A 16,534-nucleotide genomic window follows, 5' to 3' on the forward strand; every position below is an offset into this window, starting at 1 on the left:
CTGCTCCGGCGATGAAAATTCTGGTAATCGGCCCGTCATGGGTCGGCGATATGATGATGTCGCAAAGTCTCTATCGCACACTCAAGGCCGAACATCCGGATGCAGTGATCGACGTGATGGCACCTGCGTGGTGCCGTCCGTTGCTTTCACGCATGCCGGAGGTGAATCAGGCGCTGGCGATGCCGCTAGGGCATGGCGCACTGGAAATTGGTGAGCGTCGCCGTCTGGGAAAAGTGCTGCGCGCCAGTCACTACGACCGTGCTTATGTGCTGCCTAACTCCTTTAAGTCGGCGCTGGTCCCCTTCTTCGCCGGAATAAAACGCCGCGTCGGCTGGCGCGGTGAAATGCGTTATGGCCTGCTGAACGATTTGCGGGTGCTGGATAAAGCCGCCTTTCCGCTGATGGTTGAGCGCTACGTTGCGCTGGGCTACGACACGCCTGTTGCCTCGGCGGCGCAACTGCCACAGCCGCTGTTATGGCCGAAATTGCAGGTTGAAGAGCAGGAAAAGATTGAAACGGCTGCACAGTTTCAGCTTGCGGCGACCCGTCCGATTATCGGTTTTTGTCCGGGCGCTGAATTTGGTCCGGCCAAACGCTGGCCACACTATCATTACGCCACGCTGGCGAGCCAGTTGATTGCTGACGGCTTCCAGATCGTGCTGTTCGGCTCTGCTAAAGATCGCCCGACAGGTGAAGAGATTATCGCTGCGCTGCCTGAAGCGGCGCGCGGCCATTGCCGTAATCTGGCAGGCGAAACCCAGCTGGAACAGGCGGTCATTCTGCTGGCGCAATGCCGTGCTGTGGTCAGCAACGACTCCGGACTGATGCATATTGCCGCGGCGCTGGATCGTCCACTCGTCGCGCTCTATGGCCCCAGCAGCCCTGACTTCACGCCGCCGCTGGCACGTCAGGCGCGCATTATTCGCCTGATTACTGGCTATCACAAAGTGCGCAAAGGCGATGCCGAACAGGGTTATCACCAGAGCCTGATCGATATCCAGCCTGAGCGCGTACATCAGACGCTGAGCGAACTGCTCGTGCCACAGGAGGTGCCATGCACGTCCTGATTGTTAAAACCTCTTCCATGGGCGATGTTCTGCATTCGCTCCCTGCTCTGACCGATGCAATGCATGCTATTCCCGGCATCCGTTTCGACTGGGTGGTGGAAGAGAATTTTGCGCAGATCCCTGGCTGGCATCCCGCCGTCGATAAGGTGTTACCGGTCGCGATTCGCCGCTGGCGCAAACACTGGTTTGGCAGTCAGCAGCGTGAAGAGCGCGTGCAGTTTAAGCGCGAGTTACAGTCACGTGAGTATGATGTCGTGATTGATGCGCAGGGGCTGATCAAGAGTGCCGCACTGGTCACCCGTTTATCGAAAGGGGTGAAGCATGGACAGGACAGCCGCAGCGCGCGTGAGCCGTTTGCCAGCTGGTGGTATGACGTCCGCCATGAGGTGAGTAAACGGCAGCACGCGGTTGAGCGAACGCGCGAACTCTTCGCCAAAAGCCTGGGCTATGAAAAGCCGCAACACCAGGGTGACTACGCAATTGCCGGGCACTTCCTGCATCATCTGCCCGCTGACGCACAGCATTACCTGGTCTTTCTGCATGCTACAACCCGTGACAACAAGCACTGGCCGGAATCACACTGGCGACAGCTGATTGAACTGATGCAGCCGAGCGGTCTGCGGGTGAAACTGCCCTGGGGTGCTGAGCATGAGCATCAACGTGCACTGCGACTTGCAGAAGGATTCGGACATGTCGATGTGCTGCCTAAGCTGACGCTGGACGCGATAGCCCAGCAGCTGGCAGGCGCGCGGGCGGTGGTCTCGGTAGATACCGGATTGAGCCATCTGACGGCGGCACTGGATCGTCCCAATCTGACGCTGTATGGCCCGACCGATCCCGGCCTGATTGGCGGTTACGGGCAGAACCAACAGGCTCTGAGCGCCCCGAATCATCGTCTGGCGGAGCTGACCGCTGACTCGGTGGCAGAAAAACTGCAGGCCGTTATTACGGAAAACACGCCATGAACTATGTGTTGATCTACCTGCTGCTGCTGCCTTTCCGGGCGATTATGCGGCTGTTCTACCGGCCAACGGGTCGCAGCTTAATCATCCAGACGGCGAAGATCGGTGATTTTATCAATATCACCCCGATGCTGCGCGCGCTGGGTCAGTCTGAGCTGTTGATCAGCAAAGCGGTGGAGCCGCTGGCGCGTCACGATGACACAGTCAGCCGCTATTTTCTGATTGAAGACGCAAAACGCAGCTTTTTTGCCAAACTGAAGCTCGCGTTCACCCTGATGAACCGCTATGACAGCGTTTATCTGGTGCAGCCAAATAGCGTAAACCTGTTCTTTGCCGCGTTATGCAACGCACCGAACAAGCAGTTTCTGCGCACCTATGTGCGTAAGTCCTACCATAAAACCTTCTATCGCAGCGCCAGCGGCATTGTCGACCACGCGAAGACAGATTTAACGCTCGACAGTTACCTGAAGCTGATTAACCGCGACTTTCGCTATACCGATTTTCCCAAACATGCGACCTCGCCACTCTGGCAGCCGCCTGCGCCGCCCGCTGCGCTGCTGAATCCACGCAGCGGCATTAAAATAGGCATCAGTATTTCTGCCGGTAACAAGGCCAAGACGATTCCTGCCAGCATCTGGCAGCAGCTGATGACGTCGCTGTCTGACCTGCCCTGCACCTTTTATGTGTTTGGCCCGCCAGCCGAGCAGCCATGGCTGGATGAGTTACTGAGCCTGACCGGCCCAAAAGAGAATATTGTCAGTCTGATTGGTGAGCTAAAGCTGGAAGAGGTTCCCTGGGCCATTTCTCAAATGGATTTCTACATCTGCTCTGACTCTGGCAATGCCTATATTGCGGATGCGCAGCAGATCCCGGTGATCATGCTTTACGGACCGTGTGAAGTCAGGGAACAGCGTCCGGTCAATAACGTGTTGTTCATCGGACCGGATAATATTGCTGCATCAACGTTCGTTTTTTCCACACGTTTTAAGTTTGATCAGCCGGCTGAAAAATTATTCGGGCTGGATGATGATAAACTGACTAGAATACAAACGTTTATTACTCATAATCTGGAATAGTGAAGCGTAATGGCAATTACCCCTCTTGCTGATGCCGTTCAGCAAAGTCAGCTGCTGGTTAACACGCTTGCTGACACGGATGACAATCCGGTTCACGTTGCGTTTGGCATTAACCATGCCTACGCGCGCGGCCTGGGCATTACGTTGTTTTCACTTCTCAGCCATCATCCCGATACGGCTTTCCACGCCCATATTTTTTCAGACTCACTACGCGACGAGGATGTGGAAAAACTGCGTTCGCTGGCCTCAGGCCATCGTCTGTCCATCACGCTACATATCTTTAATAGTGACTGGGTTGATCAGTTGCCCGCAGTCGGACGCTACCCTAAAAGCATCCACTACCGTTTCCTGATCCCTGAAACCGTGGCGAGCTACAGCGATCGGGTGATCTATATTGATGCAGATACCCTGGTGGTGGGCGATTACTCTCCCCTGTTCACCCTGGATCTCACGGATTACACGCTGGCGGCCTGTAACGACACGCCGCGAGCGCGACAGAATCAGTGCGCAAAGCTCGGCCTGAAGCATCATCACTATTTCAACTCCGGCTTCATGCTGATCAATATTCCGCGCTGGCTCGAAAGGCAGACCACCGCGCGTATTACCGACGTGCTGGTAAAACGGGGCGCAGAGTTTGGTTTTCCCGATCAGGATGCACTGAATATCGTGCTGGAGGATGAAATTCTGATCCTGCCGGACCGCTATAATCAGATTTACGACATCATCGCCAATAAAGTCTGGGACCACTCTACTGTGCCCACTGACACGGTAATGATTCACTACACCGGTAAATGCAAACCCTGGCATGCCTGGGCAGGCAGCGACCTTGCCCGGCGCTACCACGGCTATTACCAGCGCTCACCCTGGGCTGTACAACCGCTTGATACGCCAAAACATTACAAAGAGATGAAGCGATTCGCCCGCATTAAGTGGCATCAGAAACAGTATGCTGAAAGCATCAGCTGGATGATGAAGTATGTCAGTCTCAAGTTCTTTAAGCAGAGCGAACAGTAGCGCACTCAGGTTTATCAGATTGATTCGGGCGCTGTTATTTCAGCGCCTGACTTTCCCGTCATTTATCCCACCTGCTGTTTGCCACGACCATTTATAAAAAGCCAAATGAACACCGGCATAATAATCTGTTTACCTTTAAGGCCTCATTGCGTAAAAAAAGCGCATATAGCGCATTATTGTTGTCGGGCGTGGTTTTTCGTAAAGCAGGGAAGCCACACCGTTTTATAATCATGCATTCCCTGATTTCATTCTGCTGATTTGGAAATGATTTATGACGAGGCAACGCCCTTTCGCAGTGAATACAACGCCGGTGCAGATATTGTCATGAGTACGTCTCCTCTGCTGAGTATCATTACCCCGATGTATAACGCGGGCAGCATGTTTGATGAGTTCATGCAGGCGCTACTGGCGCAGACGCTGACTGCGCTGGAAATCATAATTGTCGATGACGGTTCCACCGATGGCTCTGGCGAGCGTGCCGACCAGTATGCACAGCAGCATGCTCATATTCGTGTGATTCATCAGGAAAATGGCGGTGTATCGCGTGCCCGCAACGCCGGGCTGGCGATAGCCCGCGGGAAATATGTCACTTTTCCTGATGCGGATGACACCATGAAGCCCGATATGTATCAGACGCTGGTGACGCTGGCGGAAGCGGATGATCTGGATGCGGCACAGTGCAACGCCGAGTGGTTTTTCAAACATAGCCAGCGAGTAAAACCGCTGATTCCGCTGGATCGTTTGCGCAGCACACCGGTGCTGAGTGGGGCCGACTGGCTCAATACCGCGCTGAAAACCCATCGGTATATGCATGTGGTCTGGCTGGGGATCTATCGCCGGGAACTGATTGAGCAGCATCAGTTGCAGTTCGAACCGGGTTTGCATCATCAGGATATTCCCTGGACCACCGAGTTTATGTTGCTGGCAAAACGCGTGCGGTATACCGAAGCCGTACTCTATCGCTACTATATGCATGACGCCTCCATCAGCAATCGCAAACGCACTGGCGAGCGCAACGTTGAATATCAGCGTCACTACCTGAAGATTGCGCGCCTGCTGGAAGAGCTTAACCATCGTTATCGTGACCGCGTGAAAATCTACCCGTCATTTCACTATCAGGTGACCCATGAAGCGCTCAGCGTTTGTCACAGTGTAAGACGCGAGCCTGACCCCCGCGCACGCCAGGCGATCATTGCCGACCTGTTCACAACCCGGACACACCTGCGCATGTTACGAAATGCCAGAGGCATTAAGCAGTGGTATCAGTTGCTGTTATGGCTGGCACGACTCTATCGCTGGCGTAATAAATAACCTTTGAGGCTGGCTTTATCCTAAAAAGGGTTTGCCCTACAATCGGCTCACTGAATTCTGAGAACTCTTGTTTATGGCCAGCCTGATTCCAGCAAACTTCTCTCCAAAAAATATATTACTGATTAAGCTGCGCCATCATGGTGACATGCTGCTCACAACGCCCGTCATCAATGCGCTTCATGAGCGTTATCCGCAGGCCAGCATTGACGTGTTGCTCTATAAAGAGACGCGTCCGATGCTGGAAGCGCATCCGGCTATCCGCCATTTGCACGTCATCGATCGCAAATGGAAGCAGGAGGGCACCTGGCGTAAGCTGGGCCATGAGCGTGCATTAATTCGCGCCGTGCGTGCCGCTCATTATGATCTGGTGATAAATCTGGCCGATCAGTGGCGCACTGCTCAGATGACGCGGCTCTCTGCGGCACCCGTTCGCATCGGTTTCGCCTATAAAAAACGTGATAACGTGCTGTGGCGATGGTGTCATAACCGGCTGGTCCCGACACATAATCACAGCAAACTGCATACGGTTGAGCAGAATATGTCTGCACTGGCACCTCTCGGCATTAGCAGTGATAACGCACGCGTCTCAATGCACTACAGCGACGCTGACCAGCAAATTGTGCAGGCCAGACTGGCGGAACATCATGTCACCGCACCCTATATTGTGGTGCAGCCGACCTCACGCTGGGGCTTCAAATGCTGGGAAGAGGAGAGCGTTGCCGCCACGCTTGATCAACTGGCGCAGCCGGGCCGCAAAGTGGTGCTTACTGCCGGGCCGGATAAGCAGGAGCTGGCGATGATTAACCGTATCAGGGCGCTCTGTGTATCGCAGGATGTGGTTTCGCTGGCGGGTCAGTTCACGCTGCCGCAACTGGCGGCGCTAATCGATCACGCCCGGCTGTTTATTGGTGTCGACTCCGCACCGATGCACATGGCTGCCGCACTTGAAACCCCCTGTATTGCGCTGTTTGGTCCGACCAAGCTGCAGCACTGGCGGCCATGGGGCGACAACAATCATGTTATCTGGGCGGGCGATTATGGCCCGCTGCCCTCGCCCGATTCTATCGACACCAAAACTGACAAGCGTTATCTCTCGGCCATTCCGGTAAAGGATGTGGTCGCGGCAGCGAGGAGCTACCTGAATGAGTAAGTTACGGCTGGCGATTGTCCGGCAGAAATATCGCCCGGATGGCGGTGCTGAGCGCTTTATCTCACGCGCGCTGGAAGCGCTGGGCAGCGAACAGCTCGATCTCAATATCATTACCCGCAGCTGGCAAGGCACGCCCAATCCTGACTGGCATCTGCATATCTGTAATCCTTCAAAGTTGGGACGGGTATCCCGTGAGCGCGGTTTTGCCCGTGCAGCCCGCGCCTGCTGGGAGCGGGAAAAGTTCGATATTGTGCAAAGCCATGAGCGTATCGCAGGCTGTGACATTTTCCGCGCGGGTGATGGTGTGCATCGCGTCTGGCTGGAACAGCGCGCCCGCATCGTCTCATCATGGCAACGGCTGAGCGCAACGCTTAGTCCCTATCATCGCTATGTGCTGCAGGCGGAAGCCGAAATGTTTACCTCTCCGACGCTAAAAGCGGTGATCTGTAATTCAGAAATGGTAAAGCGCGATATTCTGCGCTGTTTCCCGCTCGACGCCGGAAAAATCCACGTTATTCATAACGCTATCGACGCCAGCCGTTTCCAGCCCGCCACGGAAACAGCTCGTCGCGCGATCCGTCAGCAACTGGGGCTGCCCGATGCCGCTACCGTACTGATTTATGTCGGCTCCGGCTTTGAGCGTAAAGGGCTGAAAGCGGCCATACAGGCGCTGGCCGCCAGCGATCGCTATCTGATTGTGGTGGGTCAGGATAAGCAGCTGCAACGTTATCAGCAGTTGGCAAATCAGCTTAACTGTCTGGACCGACTGCGCTTTGTCGGCGTACAGCAGGATGTACAACCCTATTATCACGCGGCGGATGGCCTTCTGCTGCCTACGCTCTACGACCCGTTCCCGAATGTGGTGCTCGAGGCGATGGCCTGCGGCTTGCCCGTGATTACCAGCACCGGCTGTGGTGGCGCAGAATTTATTACCGCTGGTCAGGAAGGCTTCGTCTGCGATGCATTGGATATCAGGGGGTTAAATCAGGCTGTTAATACAATACCGCCACTTTCCCTGGATTCACGAATGGGTGAGGCAGCACGGCGTAAAATTGAACCTTATGGCCCACAACGACTGGCGCAGTCACTGACTTCGCTTTATCAGCAGGTACTGGGTAGCAACTGACAATGTGGGATGAGTGCATGCGGGGTTTCTGATAACATGCCGTCATCTGATTTTAATCTGTTTTTAGACGCGAACCTGCTGTAACGGTAACTATGACGACCATTTACACCGCCTTGCTCTACTTAATTCAGCCACTCATTTGGCTGCGCCTGTGGCTGCGCGGTCGTAAAGCGCCTGCCTATCGCAAACGTTGGGCAGAACGCTATGGCTATTGTGTCGGCAAAGTGAAGCCTGACGGCATTGTGCTGCACTCGGTCTCTGTGGGGGAAACCCTTGCCGCGATCCCGCTGGTGCGCGCACTTCGTCATCGTTACCCGACTCTGCCGATTACCGTTACCACGATGACGCCGACCGGCTCTGAACGTGCGCAATCTGCTTTCGGTAAAGATGTACATCACGTCTATCTGCCTTATGATCTGCCGGGTTCAATTAATCGTTTTCTTGATACGGTCAATCCACGGCTGGTGATCATCATGGAAACCGAGCTATGGCCGAACATTATCCGCATTCTGCACCAGCGTAATATTCCGCTGGTGATTGCCAATGCCCGCCTCTCGGCCCGATCCGCCAAAGGCTACCGCAAGCTGGGTAAGTTTATGCGACGCCTGTTGCAGAGCATTACGCTAATCGCCGCGCAGAACACTGAAGATGGTGACCGCTTCTTGAGCCTGGGCCTGAAACGTTCACAACTGGCCATTACCGGCAGTCTGAAGTTTGATATTTCCGTCACGCCAGAACTGGCCGCCAGAGCGGTGACGCTTCGTCGTCAGTGGGCGCCGCGCAGACCGGTGTGGATAGCCACCAGCACACACGAAGGCGAAGAGGCCATTGTGCTGGATGCTCATCGCCGCCTGCTGCAGACCTTTCCGGATCTGCTACTGATTCTGGTTCCCCGCCATCCCGAGCGCTTCAACGATGCCCGCGAACTGACGCAGGAACGCGGCTTTAGTTTTATCCTGCGCAGCAGCGGCGAGATCCCTTCCGGCTCAACGCAGGTGGTCATCGGCGACTCCATGGGCGAACTGATGCTGCTCTACGGCATTGCCGATCTGGCTCTGGTCGGTGGCAGCCTGGTTGAACGGGGCGGACACAATCCGCTCGAACCTGCTGCCCATGCACTTCCGGTTCTGATGGGGCCCCATATCTGGAACTTCAAAGATATCTGCAGCAAGCTGCAGGAAGGCCAGGGATTGATTACGGTCACCGACGTGATTTCGCTGGAAAAAGAAGTCACTAATCTTTTGCAGGATGATGATTACCGCCGTTATTACGGACGCCATGCGGTAGACGTGTTGCACCAGAATCAGGGTGCGCTCCAGCGTTTGCTACAGTTACTCGAACCGCATCTGCCACCCCGGACTCACTAATGTCAGTACGCCAACGTCTTTCCGTAGTGATGATCGCCAAAAATGAAGCGGAACTGCTGCCTGACTGCCTGGCCTCGGTCAGCTGGGCCGATGAAATTATCGTGCTGGACTCTGGCAGCAGGGATGACACCGTCAACATCGCCACCCGGGCCGGGGCGCAGGTCTATCACAGTGATAACTGGCAGGGTTATGGTATCCAGCGCCAGCGCGCGCAGGGCTATGCTACCGGCGACATGATTTTGATGATCGATGCAGATGAGCGCGTTTCACCCGAACTGCGTGCTGCAATTGAGCAGGTGCTGGTTGCCCCACCCAGCCGCACGGTTTATAGCCTGGGCCGCAGCAACCTGTTTCTCGGTCGCTTTATGCGCCACAGTGGCTGGTATCCCGATCGCGTGATGCGCCTCTATCCCCGCACCTTCCGCTACAATGACAATCTGGTGCATGAATCCCTGCAGAGTGACGGCGCGCCGGTAGTGGCATTGCCTGGCGATCTGGAACATCTGACCTGCCGCGATTTAATCGCCTTTCAGCGCAAGCAACTGGCCTATGCTGAAGCCTGGGCCACAGAACGCCATCAGCGCGGTAAGCGCTGCGGCCTCTTTTCTGTATTCAGCCACACGCTGGGCGCATTTGTAAAAACGCTGCTGCTGCGTGCCGGTTTTCTCGACGGCAGGCAGGGCTGGATTCTGGCGGTGGTCAACGCGCAATATACCTTCAATAAATATTCAGCCCTCTGGGCGCTGAATCACGCTTCGGCAAAAGGGCGAGTATGACCACGAAAGCCATCTATCCCGGTACATTTGATCCTGTGACGCTTGGCCATGTCGACATCGTGACGCGGGCAGCACAGATGTTTGACGAGGTTATTCTGGCTGTTGCCGCTAGCCCCAGCAAAAAACCGATGTTTAGTCTGGATGAACGCGTGGCGCTGGCCGGTGAAGTGGTGGCCCATCTGCCTAACGTTGAGGTGGTCGGGTTCAGCGACCTGATGGCGAATTTCGCCCGTGACCAGCAGGCGAACGTGCTGGTTCGTGGATTGCGAGCAGTGTCAGATTTTGAATATGAAATGCAGCTGGCGCAGATGAATCGTCACCTGCTGCCAACACTGGAGAGCGTTTTCCTCATGCCGTCTGAAGGCTTCTCGTTTATCTCATCTTCACTGGTCAAAGAGGTGGCGCGTCACAAAGGCGATGTCAGCGCCTTCCTGCCCGCGCCAGTGCATCAGGCATTGCTGGCTAAACTGGCTTAATGCTGACAGTTCGGGCACCAGTAAGTGCTGCGTTGCCCATGCCTGCCGCTGACAATCGGCGTACCGCATGCCCGACAGGGTTCACCCGCCCGGCCATAGACCTGCAACTGCTGTGCAAAGTAGCCCGGCTTACCGTCTGTCTGTAAGAAGTCACGCAGCGTGGTTCCGCCCTGCTCAATCGAACGAAGCAGCACCGCTTTGATGGTATTCACCAGCAGTTCTGATTCGGCCTGAGACAGGCTTCCGGCAGCACGATCGGGAACGATCCCGGCGGTAAACAGTGACTCACTGGCATAAATGTTGCCCACGCCCACCACCACTTTGTTATCCATCAGCCACTGCTTAATGAGCGTCCGCTTGCCGCGTGACTTATCAAACAGGTAAGCCCCATCAAACTGCTCGCTGAGTGGCTCCGGCCCGAGATGGGCCAGCACACTACTGCCCGCCAGATCGCTGCTCCAGAGCCAGGCACCAAAGCGGCGCGGGTCGGTGTAGCGCAGCACTTTGCCGTTGCTCATCACTAAATCAACATGATCATGCTTCGCTGCTGGCAACTCTTCTGACAGCACGCGCAGACTGCCGGACATGCCAAGGTGGATAATAATCCAGCCATGCGGCAGCTCCAGCAGCAGATATTTCGCCCGGCGCTGCACGCTGAGAACCGGCTGATCGCTCAGCGCCAGGATCTCCTGCGAAACGGGCCAGCGCAAACGTGAATTACGCACCACGGCGTGAAGGATGGTTTCACCGACCAAATGCGGTTCGATACCGCGGCGGCTGGTTTCAACCTCTGGCAACTCTGGCATAGCCTCTCCTCAGCGTTTTACACAAACAAAAAACCCGGCCGGAGCCGGGTTTTTAGCAGAACACTAAAATTACTTAATTTTAGCTTCTTTGTAGAGCACATGCTGACGTACAACCGGATCGAACTTTTTCAGTTCCAGCTTCTCTGGTTTAGTACGTTTGTTCTTCGTGGTGGTATAGAAGTGACCTGTACCAGCAGAGGAAACCAGCTTGATCTTCTCACGAATACCTTTAGCCATGATTCAGTTCCTTAGTACCTTAGTACTTCTCACCACGGGCACGCATATCGGCTAACACCGTATCAATGCCCTTTTTATCAATAATACGCATACCTTTAACAGATACACGCAGAGTAACGAAGCGCTTCTCGCTCTCAACCCAAAAACGGTGTGAGTGCAGGTTCGGAAGGAAACGGCGTTTCGTCGCGTTCATTGCGTGGGAACGGTTGTTACCCGTCACCGGACGCTTTCCAGTTACCTGGCAGACTCGTGACATGTCAATATCTCCAAAAATCAAATCAGCTCGAGCTTTAAAAATTAGGTTTGGGCCGCCTCGTCAGGCTTGCAGCCCGCCAGGCGAATTCCATGGAACCCGCTAAGCTGGCCTAACCGCCAAACCCGAGATTCTCAAAGGTGGCGTAGTATACGCCGCTCAGCCCAAGTGCTCAAGTCCCGAACAGATAAAGATCCCGAATGATCGGGCAAAAAGCCGCCACCTGGCGCGAAATTTCCCGCTATCAGAGCCATCCCCGCTCGGCAAAGGAGACATATTCGCCATGCCCAATCACCAGATGATCGAGCAAGCGTATATCGAATAGCTGGCAGGCCTCACTGACTTTGTGGGTCACTTCGCGGTCTGCGCGACTCGGTTCGGCCATGCCCGACGGGTGATTATGCGCCAGTATCAGAGCAGCTGCGTTGAGTTTCAGCGCCTCCCGAACGATCTCACGAGGATGAACTTCCACACTATTAATAGAACCCGAGAACATATTTTGTGCCCGTAGCACCCGATGCTGGTTATCCAGAAACAGGGCCATAAAGATCTCACGCTCCTGATGAGCCAGCAAACTTTGCAGATACTGGCGCGTGATTTGTGGGTTCTCCATGGCGCTTTCGCGAACCAGTTTGCTGGCGAAAAATCGCTTCGCCAGTTCGGCAACCGCGTGAAGTTGCGCCAGCTTGGCATCGCCGATACCTTTGACTTCACCGAATGCCGCTTTGTCTGATGTCATGAGCAGATAAAGCGAGCCAAACCCCTCCAGCATCTCTCCGGCCAGTTCAAGGACGTTCTGCCCTGGCGATCCGGTGCGGAGAAAAATGGCCAGCAATTCGGTATCGGTGAGCGAGTTTGCGCCCAGTTTCTGGAGTTTTTCCCGTGGTCCCTTGATTTTCATTTTCGCTCTCCCTGAGATGAGCCTCAGAATGGCTCATCCTGCAGAGTGCGGCTATCAATGGAACGGCAATCTACGAGACGGCTCGCAAACGCAGTCGGTGAAAAGGCGCATCCACGCTTTTGTGATAAAGTCCGTGCATTCGCCGCCGCGAGCGGCAGAGAGCTTAGTGAGGCCAACATCATGATGGGATTAGCCGGTAAAAAAATTCTTCTTGGCGTGAGCGGCGGTATCGCAGCGTATAAAGCACCTGAGCTGGTGCGGCGCCTGCGCGATCGCGGCGCTGATGTGCGCGTGATGATGACGGAAGGTGCCAAAGCGTTTATCACTCCGCTCAGCCTGCAGGCCGTCTCCGGCTATCCGGTGTTTGACGATCTGCTTGATCCCGCTGCAGAAGCGGCGATGGGTCATATTGAACTGGCAAAATGGGCCGACCTGATTGTGCTGGCTCCGGCCACTGCCGATCTGATTGCCCGTGTGACTGCTGGCATGGCAAACGATCTGGTGACCACTGCCGTGTTGGCCACGGCCTCACCCGTGGCGGTCGTGCCAGCCATGAATCAGCAGATGTATCGCGCAGCGGTGACCCAGCAAAACCTTCAGACGCTCCACGCGCGGGGGGTGCTGATTTGGGGGCCGGACAGCGGCAGCCAGGCCTGTGGCGACGTCGGGCCGGGCCGGATGCTGGACCCGCTGGCGATTGTTGACCATGCGCTTCAGTGGGCCACGCCCGTCAACGATCTGCAACATCTCAACATTATGATTACCGCCGGCCCGACCCGAGAGGCGCTGGATCCGGTGCGCTACATCACGAATCACAGCTCCGGTAAAATGGGCTTTTCGATTGCCGCTGCGGCTGCCCGACGTGGTGCTCAGGTCACGCTGGTCAGCGGCCCGGTCAGCCTGCCTGCACCTGCGGGTGTGCGACGCGTTGATGTTACCAGCGCGCTGGAGATGCAGGCCGCTGTGATGAGTGAGATAGATAAACAACATATTTTCATTGCAAGCGCAGCCGTGGCAGACTACCGGGCAGCCGATATTGCGGCCGATAAAATCAAGAAACAGGGCGGCGATGATAACGTCACGCTGAACCTGGTAAAGAATCCCGATATTGTTGCCGGCGTCGCCGCACTTCAGGAAAACCGGCCATTCGTCGTTGGATTTGCTGCTGAAACACAGAATGTGGAAGAATACGCCCGGCAAAAACGGGTGCGCAAGAATCTGGATCTGATCTGCGCTAACGATGTCGCTAAAGCCGGACAGGGGTTTAATAGCGACACCAATGCTCTTCACCTTTTTTGGCAGGATGGAGAAAAACGCTTACCGCTCAGCGATAAGTCTCTCCTTGGCCAACAATTAATAGACGAGATTGTCAGCCGTTATGATGAAAAAAATAGACGTTAAAATTCTGGATGCGCGCGTCGGCAAAGCGTTTCCGCTGCCGACCTATGCCACTTCAGGTTCCGCTGGGTTAGATTTACGCGCCTGCATTGATGATGTTCTCGACATCGCACCAGGCACCACGACGCTGGTTCCGACCGGCCTGGCGATTCATATTGCTGACCCCGATATGGCCGCTGTAATCCTGCCGCGCTCGGGCCTTGGCCATAAGCATGGCATCGTGCTGGGCAACCTGGTGGGTCTGATTGATTCGGACTATCAGGGACAGCTGATGGTATCGGTGTGGAATCGTGGTCAGGAAAGTTTCTCGCTGCAGCCCGGCGATCGCATGGCACAACTGGTGTTTGTACCGGTAGTCCAGGCTGAATTTAATCTGGTTGAAGATTTCGACGCCAGCCAGCGCGGCGAAGGCGGCTTCGGCCACTCCGGTCGCCAGTAACCCGCATTACCGACTTTCACTTACGCCCGTTATTTTTCCTCATCGCTGCAGGACGCGTTCCTGTGGCAGATGCGTAGGTGTTGCCTGTATTTAGGTGAATTTCAGGGGTCTTTAAGGTCATGGCAGAAAAAAAAGTCGCGAAGCGGAATCGTCGCGAAGAGATTTTGCAGGCGCTGGCGCAGATGCTGGAGTCGGGCGATGGCAGTCAGCGTATCACCACAGCCAAACTGGCAGCCACGGTGGGTGTTTCCGAAGCGGCGCTGTATCGTCACTTCCCCAGCAAGACTCGCATGTTCGATAGTCTGATTGAGTTTATCGAAGACAGTCTGATTACCCGCATCAATCTGATCCTCAAGGATGAAAAAGAGACCATGACGCGTCTGCGTCTGATCGTGCAATTGATTCTGGGATTTGGTGAGCGTAATCCGGGACTGACGCGCATACTGACCGGCCATGCTCTGATGTTTGAGCAGGACCGACTGCAGGGACGTATCAATCAACTGTTTGAGCGGATTGAAGTGCAACTGCGACAGGTCATGCGTGAGCGGAAAATGCGTGAGGGCGAGGCTTTTCAGGCTGATGAAGCATTGCTGGCAAGTCAGTTGCTGGCTTTCTGTGAAGGTTTGCTGTCGCGGTATGTCCGTTCTGAGTTTCGTTTCAGTCCTACCGCAGACTTTGAGGCCCGCTGGCCACTCATGGCTGCTCAGCTAACGTAAAGCGTCAAAGAAGGCGGGCATTGCGCCCGCCTCTGTTAAATCCCGTACGCTTTCTGATAAGCACGGACCTGAGCCAGGTGATCGGCCATCTCAGGCTTCTCCTCCAGCCAGGAAATCAGGTCTGCCAGGGTAATAATCGCGGTCACTTTACAGCCGTAATCACGTTCCACTTCCTGGATTGCCGACATCTCTCCGCGTCCACGCTCCTGACGATCTAGCGAAACCAGCACACCTGCCAGGGTGGCGTTGTGCGCGCCGATAATATCCATCGACTCACGAATCGCCGTGCCCGCTGTGATCACGTCGTCCACCAGCATCACTTTGCCCTGCAGCGGACTGCCTACCAGCAGGCCACCTTCACCGTGATCTTTGGCTTCTTTACGGTTAAAGCAGTAAGGCACATCGCGGTCATGATGATCAGCCAGCGCCACTGCCGTGGTGGTAGCAATCGGAATGCCTTTATAGGCCGGACCAAACAGCAGATCGAAATCAACAGCGCCATCCACCAGCGCCTGCGCGTAGAAGCGTCCCAGCAGCGCTAAATCCCGTCCGCTGTTAAACAGACCGGCATTAAAGAAATAGGGGCTTTTACGCCCGGACTTCAAAGTGAACTCACCGAACTTCAGCACCTGCTTGTTCAGGGCGAATTCAATAAACTGACGCTGCCAGGCTTTCATCTCTCACTCCTCAAATAAAGAAAAGGCGACTCTGAGGTCGCCTGTTACATCAATTTTCCAGCGCTGCTTTCTGCGCCTGAATCAGTTCCTCAATTCCGCCGCGCGCCAGCGCCAGTAGCGTCAGCAGCTCTTCATGGCTGAAGGGTTCGCCCTCGGCGGTGCCCTGCACCTCAATCATGCGGCCATCTTCCATCATCACGACATTCATGTCAGTTTCTGCGGCTGAGTCTTCAACATACTCCAGATCGCACAGGGCTTCGCCTTTGACGATGCCCACTGAAATCGCGGCGACCATACCCTTCATCGGGTTTGCTTTCAGTTTGCCGCTGGCTACCAGCTTGTTCAGCGCATCAGCCAGAGCCACACAGGCGCCAGTGATTGATGCGGTGCGGGTGCCGCCATCGGCCTGGATTACGTCACAATCGAGCGTAATGGTAAATTCACCCAGCGCTTTAAGATCAACCGCGGCGCGCAGTGAACGGGCAATCAGACGCTGAATCTCCAGCGTACGGCCACCCTGTTTACCTTTTGCGGCTTCACGCGCCATACGGCTGTGGGTCGAACGCGGCAGCATGCCATATTCGGCTGTGACCCAACCCTGGCCCTGGCCTTTAAGGAAACGCGGAACCCCTTCGTCTACGGAGGCAGTGCAAAGCACTTTCGTTTCGCCGAATTCCACCAGAACGGAACCCTCTGCGTGTTTGGTGTAATTGCGGGTCAATGTGACTGGACGCACCTGTTGTGCGCTACGGCCTGCTGGACGCATGGGTATTCTCCGGCTT

At 55.3% G+C, this 16,534-nt stretch carries 19 protein-coding genes; 13 read left to right on the plus strand and 6 right to left on the minus strand.

The features are described from left to right. The first annotated feature begins 11 nt into the window (after positions 1-11). From rfaF to coaD, 10 genes are all read left to right on the plus strand, one after another. The gene (gene rfaF / locus AC6I77_RS18775; protein ID WP_003851300.1) at positions 12-1,067 is read left to right on the plus strand and encodes an ADP-heptose--LPS heptosyltransferase RfaF; all 1,056 of its coding nucleotides are present in this window, start codon (positions 12-14) and stop codon (positions 1,065-1,067) included. After that, complete coding sequence (gene rfaC / locus AC6I77_RS18780; RefSeq protein ID WP_003851302.1) at positions 1,055-2,032, plus strand: lipopolysaccharide heptosyltransferase RfaC; 978 nt, start codon at positions 1,055-1,057, stop codon at positions 2,030-2,032. Before rfaF ends, rfaC begins: the two co-directional genes overlap by 13 nt. After that, positions 2,029-3,105, plus strand: a complete 1,077-nt coding sequence (locus tag AC6I77_RS18785) for a glycosyltransferase family 9 protein (RefSeq protein ID WP_497817206.1) — start codon at positions 2,029-2,031, stop codon at positions 3,103-3,105. The genes rfaC and AC6I77_RS18785 overlap by 4 nt, the downstream gene beginning before the upstream one ends. Positions 3,106-3,114: 9 nt before the next feature. Then, a complete protein-coding gene (locus AC6I77_RS18790; protein WP_008926950.1) occupies positions 3,115-4,119 on the plus strand; it encodes a glycosyltransferase family 8 protein in 1,005 nt (334 codons plus the stop codon). Between the two features lie 264 nt (positions 4,120-4,383). Continuing rightward, positions 4,384-5,430, plus strand: coding sequence for a glycosyltransferase (locus AC6I77_RS18795; protein ID WP_497817207.1), 1,047 nt, complete (start codon positions 4,384-4,386; stop codon positions 5,428-5,430). Between the two features lie 73 nt (positions 5,431-5,503). Beyond that, positions 5,504-6,580 (plus strand): putative lipopolysaccharide heptosyltransferase III, encoded by a 1,077-nt coding sequence (gene rfaQ, locus AC6I77_RS18800; protein ID WP_497817208.1) that lies wholly within the window; start codon positions 5,504-5,506, stop codon positions 6,578-6,580. Then, the gene (locus AC6I77_RS18805; protein WP_003851312.1) at positions 6,573-7,706 is read left to right on the plus strand and encodes a glycosyltransferase family 4 protein; all 1,134 of its coding nucleotides are present in this window, start codon (positions 6,573-6,575) and stop codon (positions 7,704-7,706) included. Before rfaQ ends, AC6I77_RS18805 begins: the two co-directional genes overlap by 8 nt. A 92-nt stretch (positions 7,707-7,798) precedes the next feature. After that, positions 7,799-9,073, plus strand: coding sequence for a lipid IV(A) 3-deoxy-D-manno-octulosonic acid transferase (gene waaA, locus AC6I77_RS18810; protein WP_003851314.1), 1,275 nt, complete (start codon positions 7,799-7,801; stop codon positions 9,071-9,073). After that, complete coding sequence (locus AC6I77_RS18815; protein WP_008926954.1) at positions 9,073-9,849, plus strand: glycosyltransferase family 2 protein; 777 nt, start codon at positions 9,073-9,075, stop codon at positions 9,847-9,849. Before waaA ends, AC6I77_RS18815 begins: the two co-directional genes overlap by 1 nt. Then, complete coding sequence (coaD, locus tag AC6I77_RS18820) at positions 9,846-10,325, plus strand: pantetheine-phosphate adenylyltransferase (protein WP_003851317.1); 480 nt, start codon at positions 9,846-9,848, stop codon at positions 10,323-10,325. The genes AC6I77_RS18815 and coaD overlap by 4 nt, the downstream gene beginning before the upstream one ends. Here coaD and mutM read toward each other — a convergent pair. From mutM to radC, 4 genes are all read right to left on the minus strand, one after another. Continuing rightward, positions 10,322-11,131: a bifunctional DNA-formamidopyrimidine glycosylase/DNA-(apurinic or apyrimidinic site) lyase gene (mutM, locus tag AC6I77_RS18825; protein WP_003851319.1), complete on the minus strand. Its 810-nt coding sequence runs from the start codon at positions 11,129-11,131 to the stop codon at positions 10,322-10,324. The genes coaD and mutM overlap by 4 nt on opposite strands. A gap of 69 nt (positions 11,132-11,200) precedes the next feature. Continuing rightward, positions 11,201-11,368 (minus strand): 50S ribosomal protein L33, encoded by a 168-nt coding sequence (rpmG, locus tag AC6I77_RS18830; RefSeq protein WP_003024094.1) that lies wholly within the window; start codon positions 11,366-11,368, stop codon positions 11,201-11,203. 19 nt (positions 11,369-11,387) lie between these two features. After that, positions 11,388-11,624, minus strand: coding sequence for a 50S ribosomal protein L28 (gene rpmB / locus AC6I77_RS18835; RefSeq protein WP_006121249.1), 237 nt, complete (start codon positions 11,622-11,624; stop codon positions 11,388-11,390). Positions 11,625-11,865: 241 nt separating this feature from the next. Beyond that, a complete protein-coding gene (gene radC, locus AC6I77_RS18840; protein WP_003851323.1) occupies positions 11,866-12,522 on the minus strand; it encodes a RadC family protein in 657 nt (218 codons plus the stop codon). A gap of 180 nt (positions 12,523-12,702) precedes the next feature. Here radC and coaBC point away from each other — a divergent pair, with 180 nt between their 5' ends. The 3 genes from coaBC to slmA all read left to right on the plus strand — a co-directional run bounded on the left by coaBC (position 12,703) and on the right by slmA (position 15,075). Next, positions 12,703-13,923: a bifunctional phosphopantothenoylcysteine decarboxylase/phosphopantothenate--cysteine ligase CoaBC gene (coaBC, locus tag AC6I77_RS18845; protein WP_078805323.1), complete on the plus strand. Its 1,221-nt coding sequence runs from the start codon at positions 12,703-12,705 to the stop codon at positions 13,921-13,923. Then, positions 13,901-14,359 carry a dUTP diphosphatase gene (dut, locus tag AC6I77_RS18850; RefSeq protein WP_442844240.1) on the plus strand — a complete coding sequence of 153 codons (459 nt, stop codon included), beginning with the start codon at positions 13,901-13,903 and terminating at the stop codon, positions 14,357-14,359. Before coaBC ends, dut begins: the two co-directional genes overlap by 23 nt. A 119-nt stretch (positions 14,360-14,478) precedes the next feature. Further along, on the plus strand, positions 14,479-15,075 hold the full coding sequence (gene slmA, locus AC6I77_RS18855; protein WP_039660564.1) for a nucleoid occlusion factor SlmA: 597 nt from the start codon (positions 14,479-14,481) through the stop codon (positions 15,073-15,075). 35 nt (positions 15,076-15,110) lie between these two features. On the opposite strand, the gene pyrE is transcribed toward slmA, so the two are convergent. Together pyrE and rph are read right to left on the minus strand one after the other, a co-directional pair. After that, positions 15,111-15,752 carry an orotate phosphoribosyltransferase gene (gene pyrE / locus AC6I77_RS18860; RefSeq protein ID WP_003851333.1) on the minus strand — a complete coding sequence of 214 codons (642 nt, stop codon included), beginning with the start codon at positions 15,750-15,752 and terminating at the stop codon, positions 15,111-15,113. Positions 15,753-15,801: 49 nt separating this feature from the next. Beyond that, entirely contained in the window at positions 15,802-16,518 is a 717-nt protein-coding gene (rph, locus tag AC6I77_RS18865) for a ribonuclease PH (RefSeq protein WP_003851334.1), read from the minus strand. Between the last annotated feature and the right edge of the window lie 16 nt (positions 16,519-16,534).

The sequence above is a fragment of the Pantoea sp. X-Soil-ISGK-259 genome, assembly GCF_059730705.1.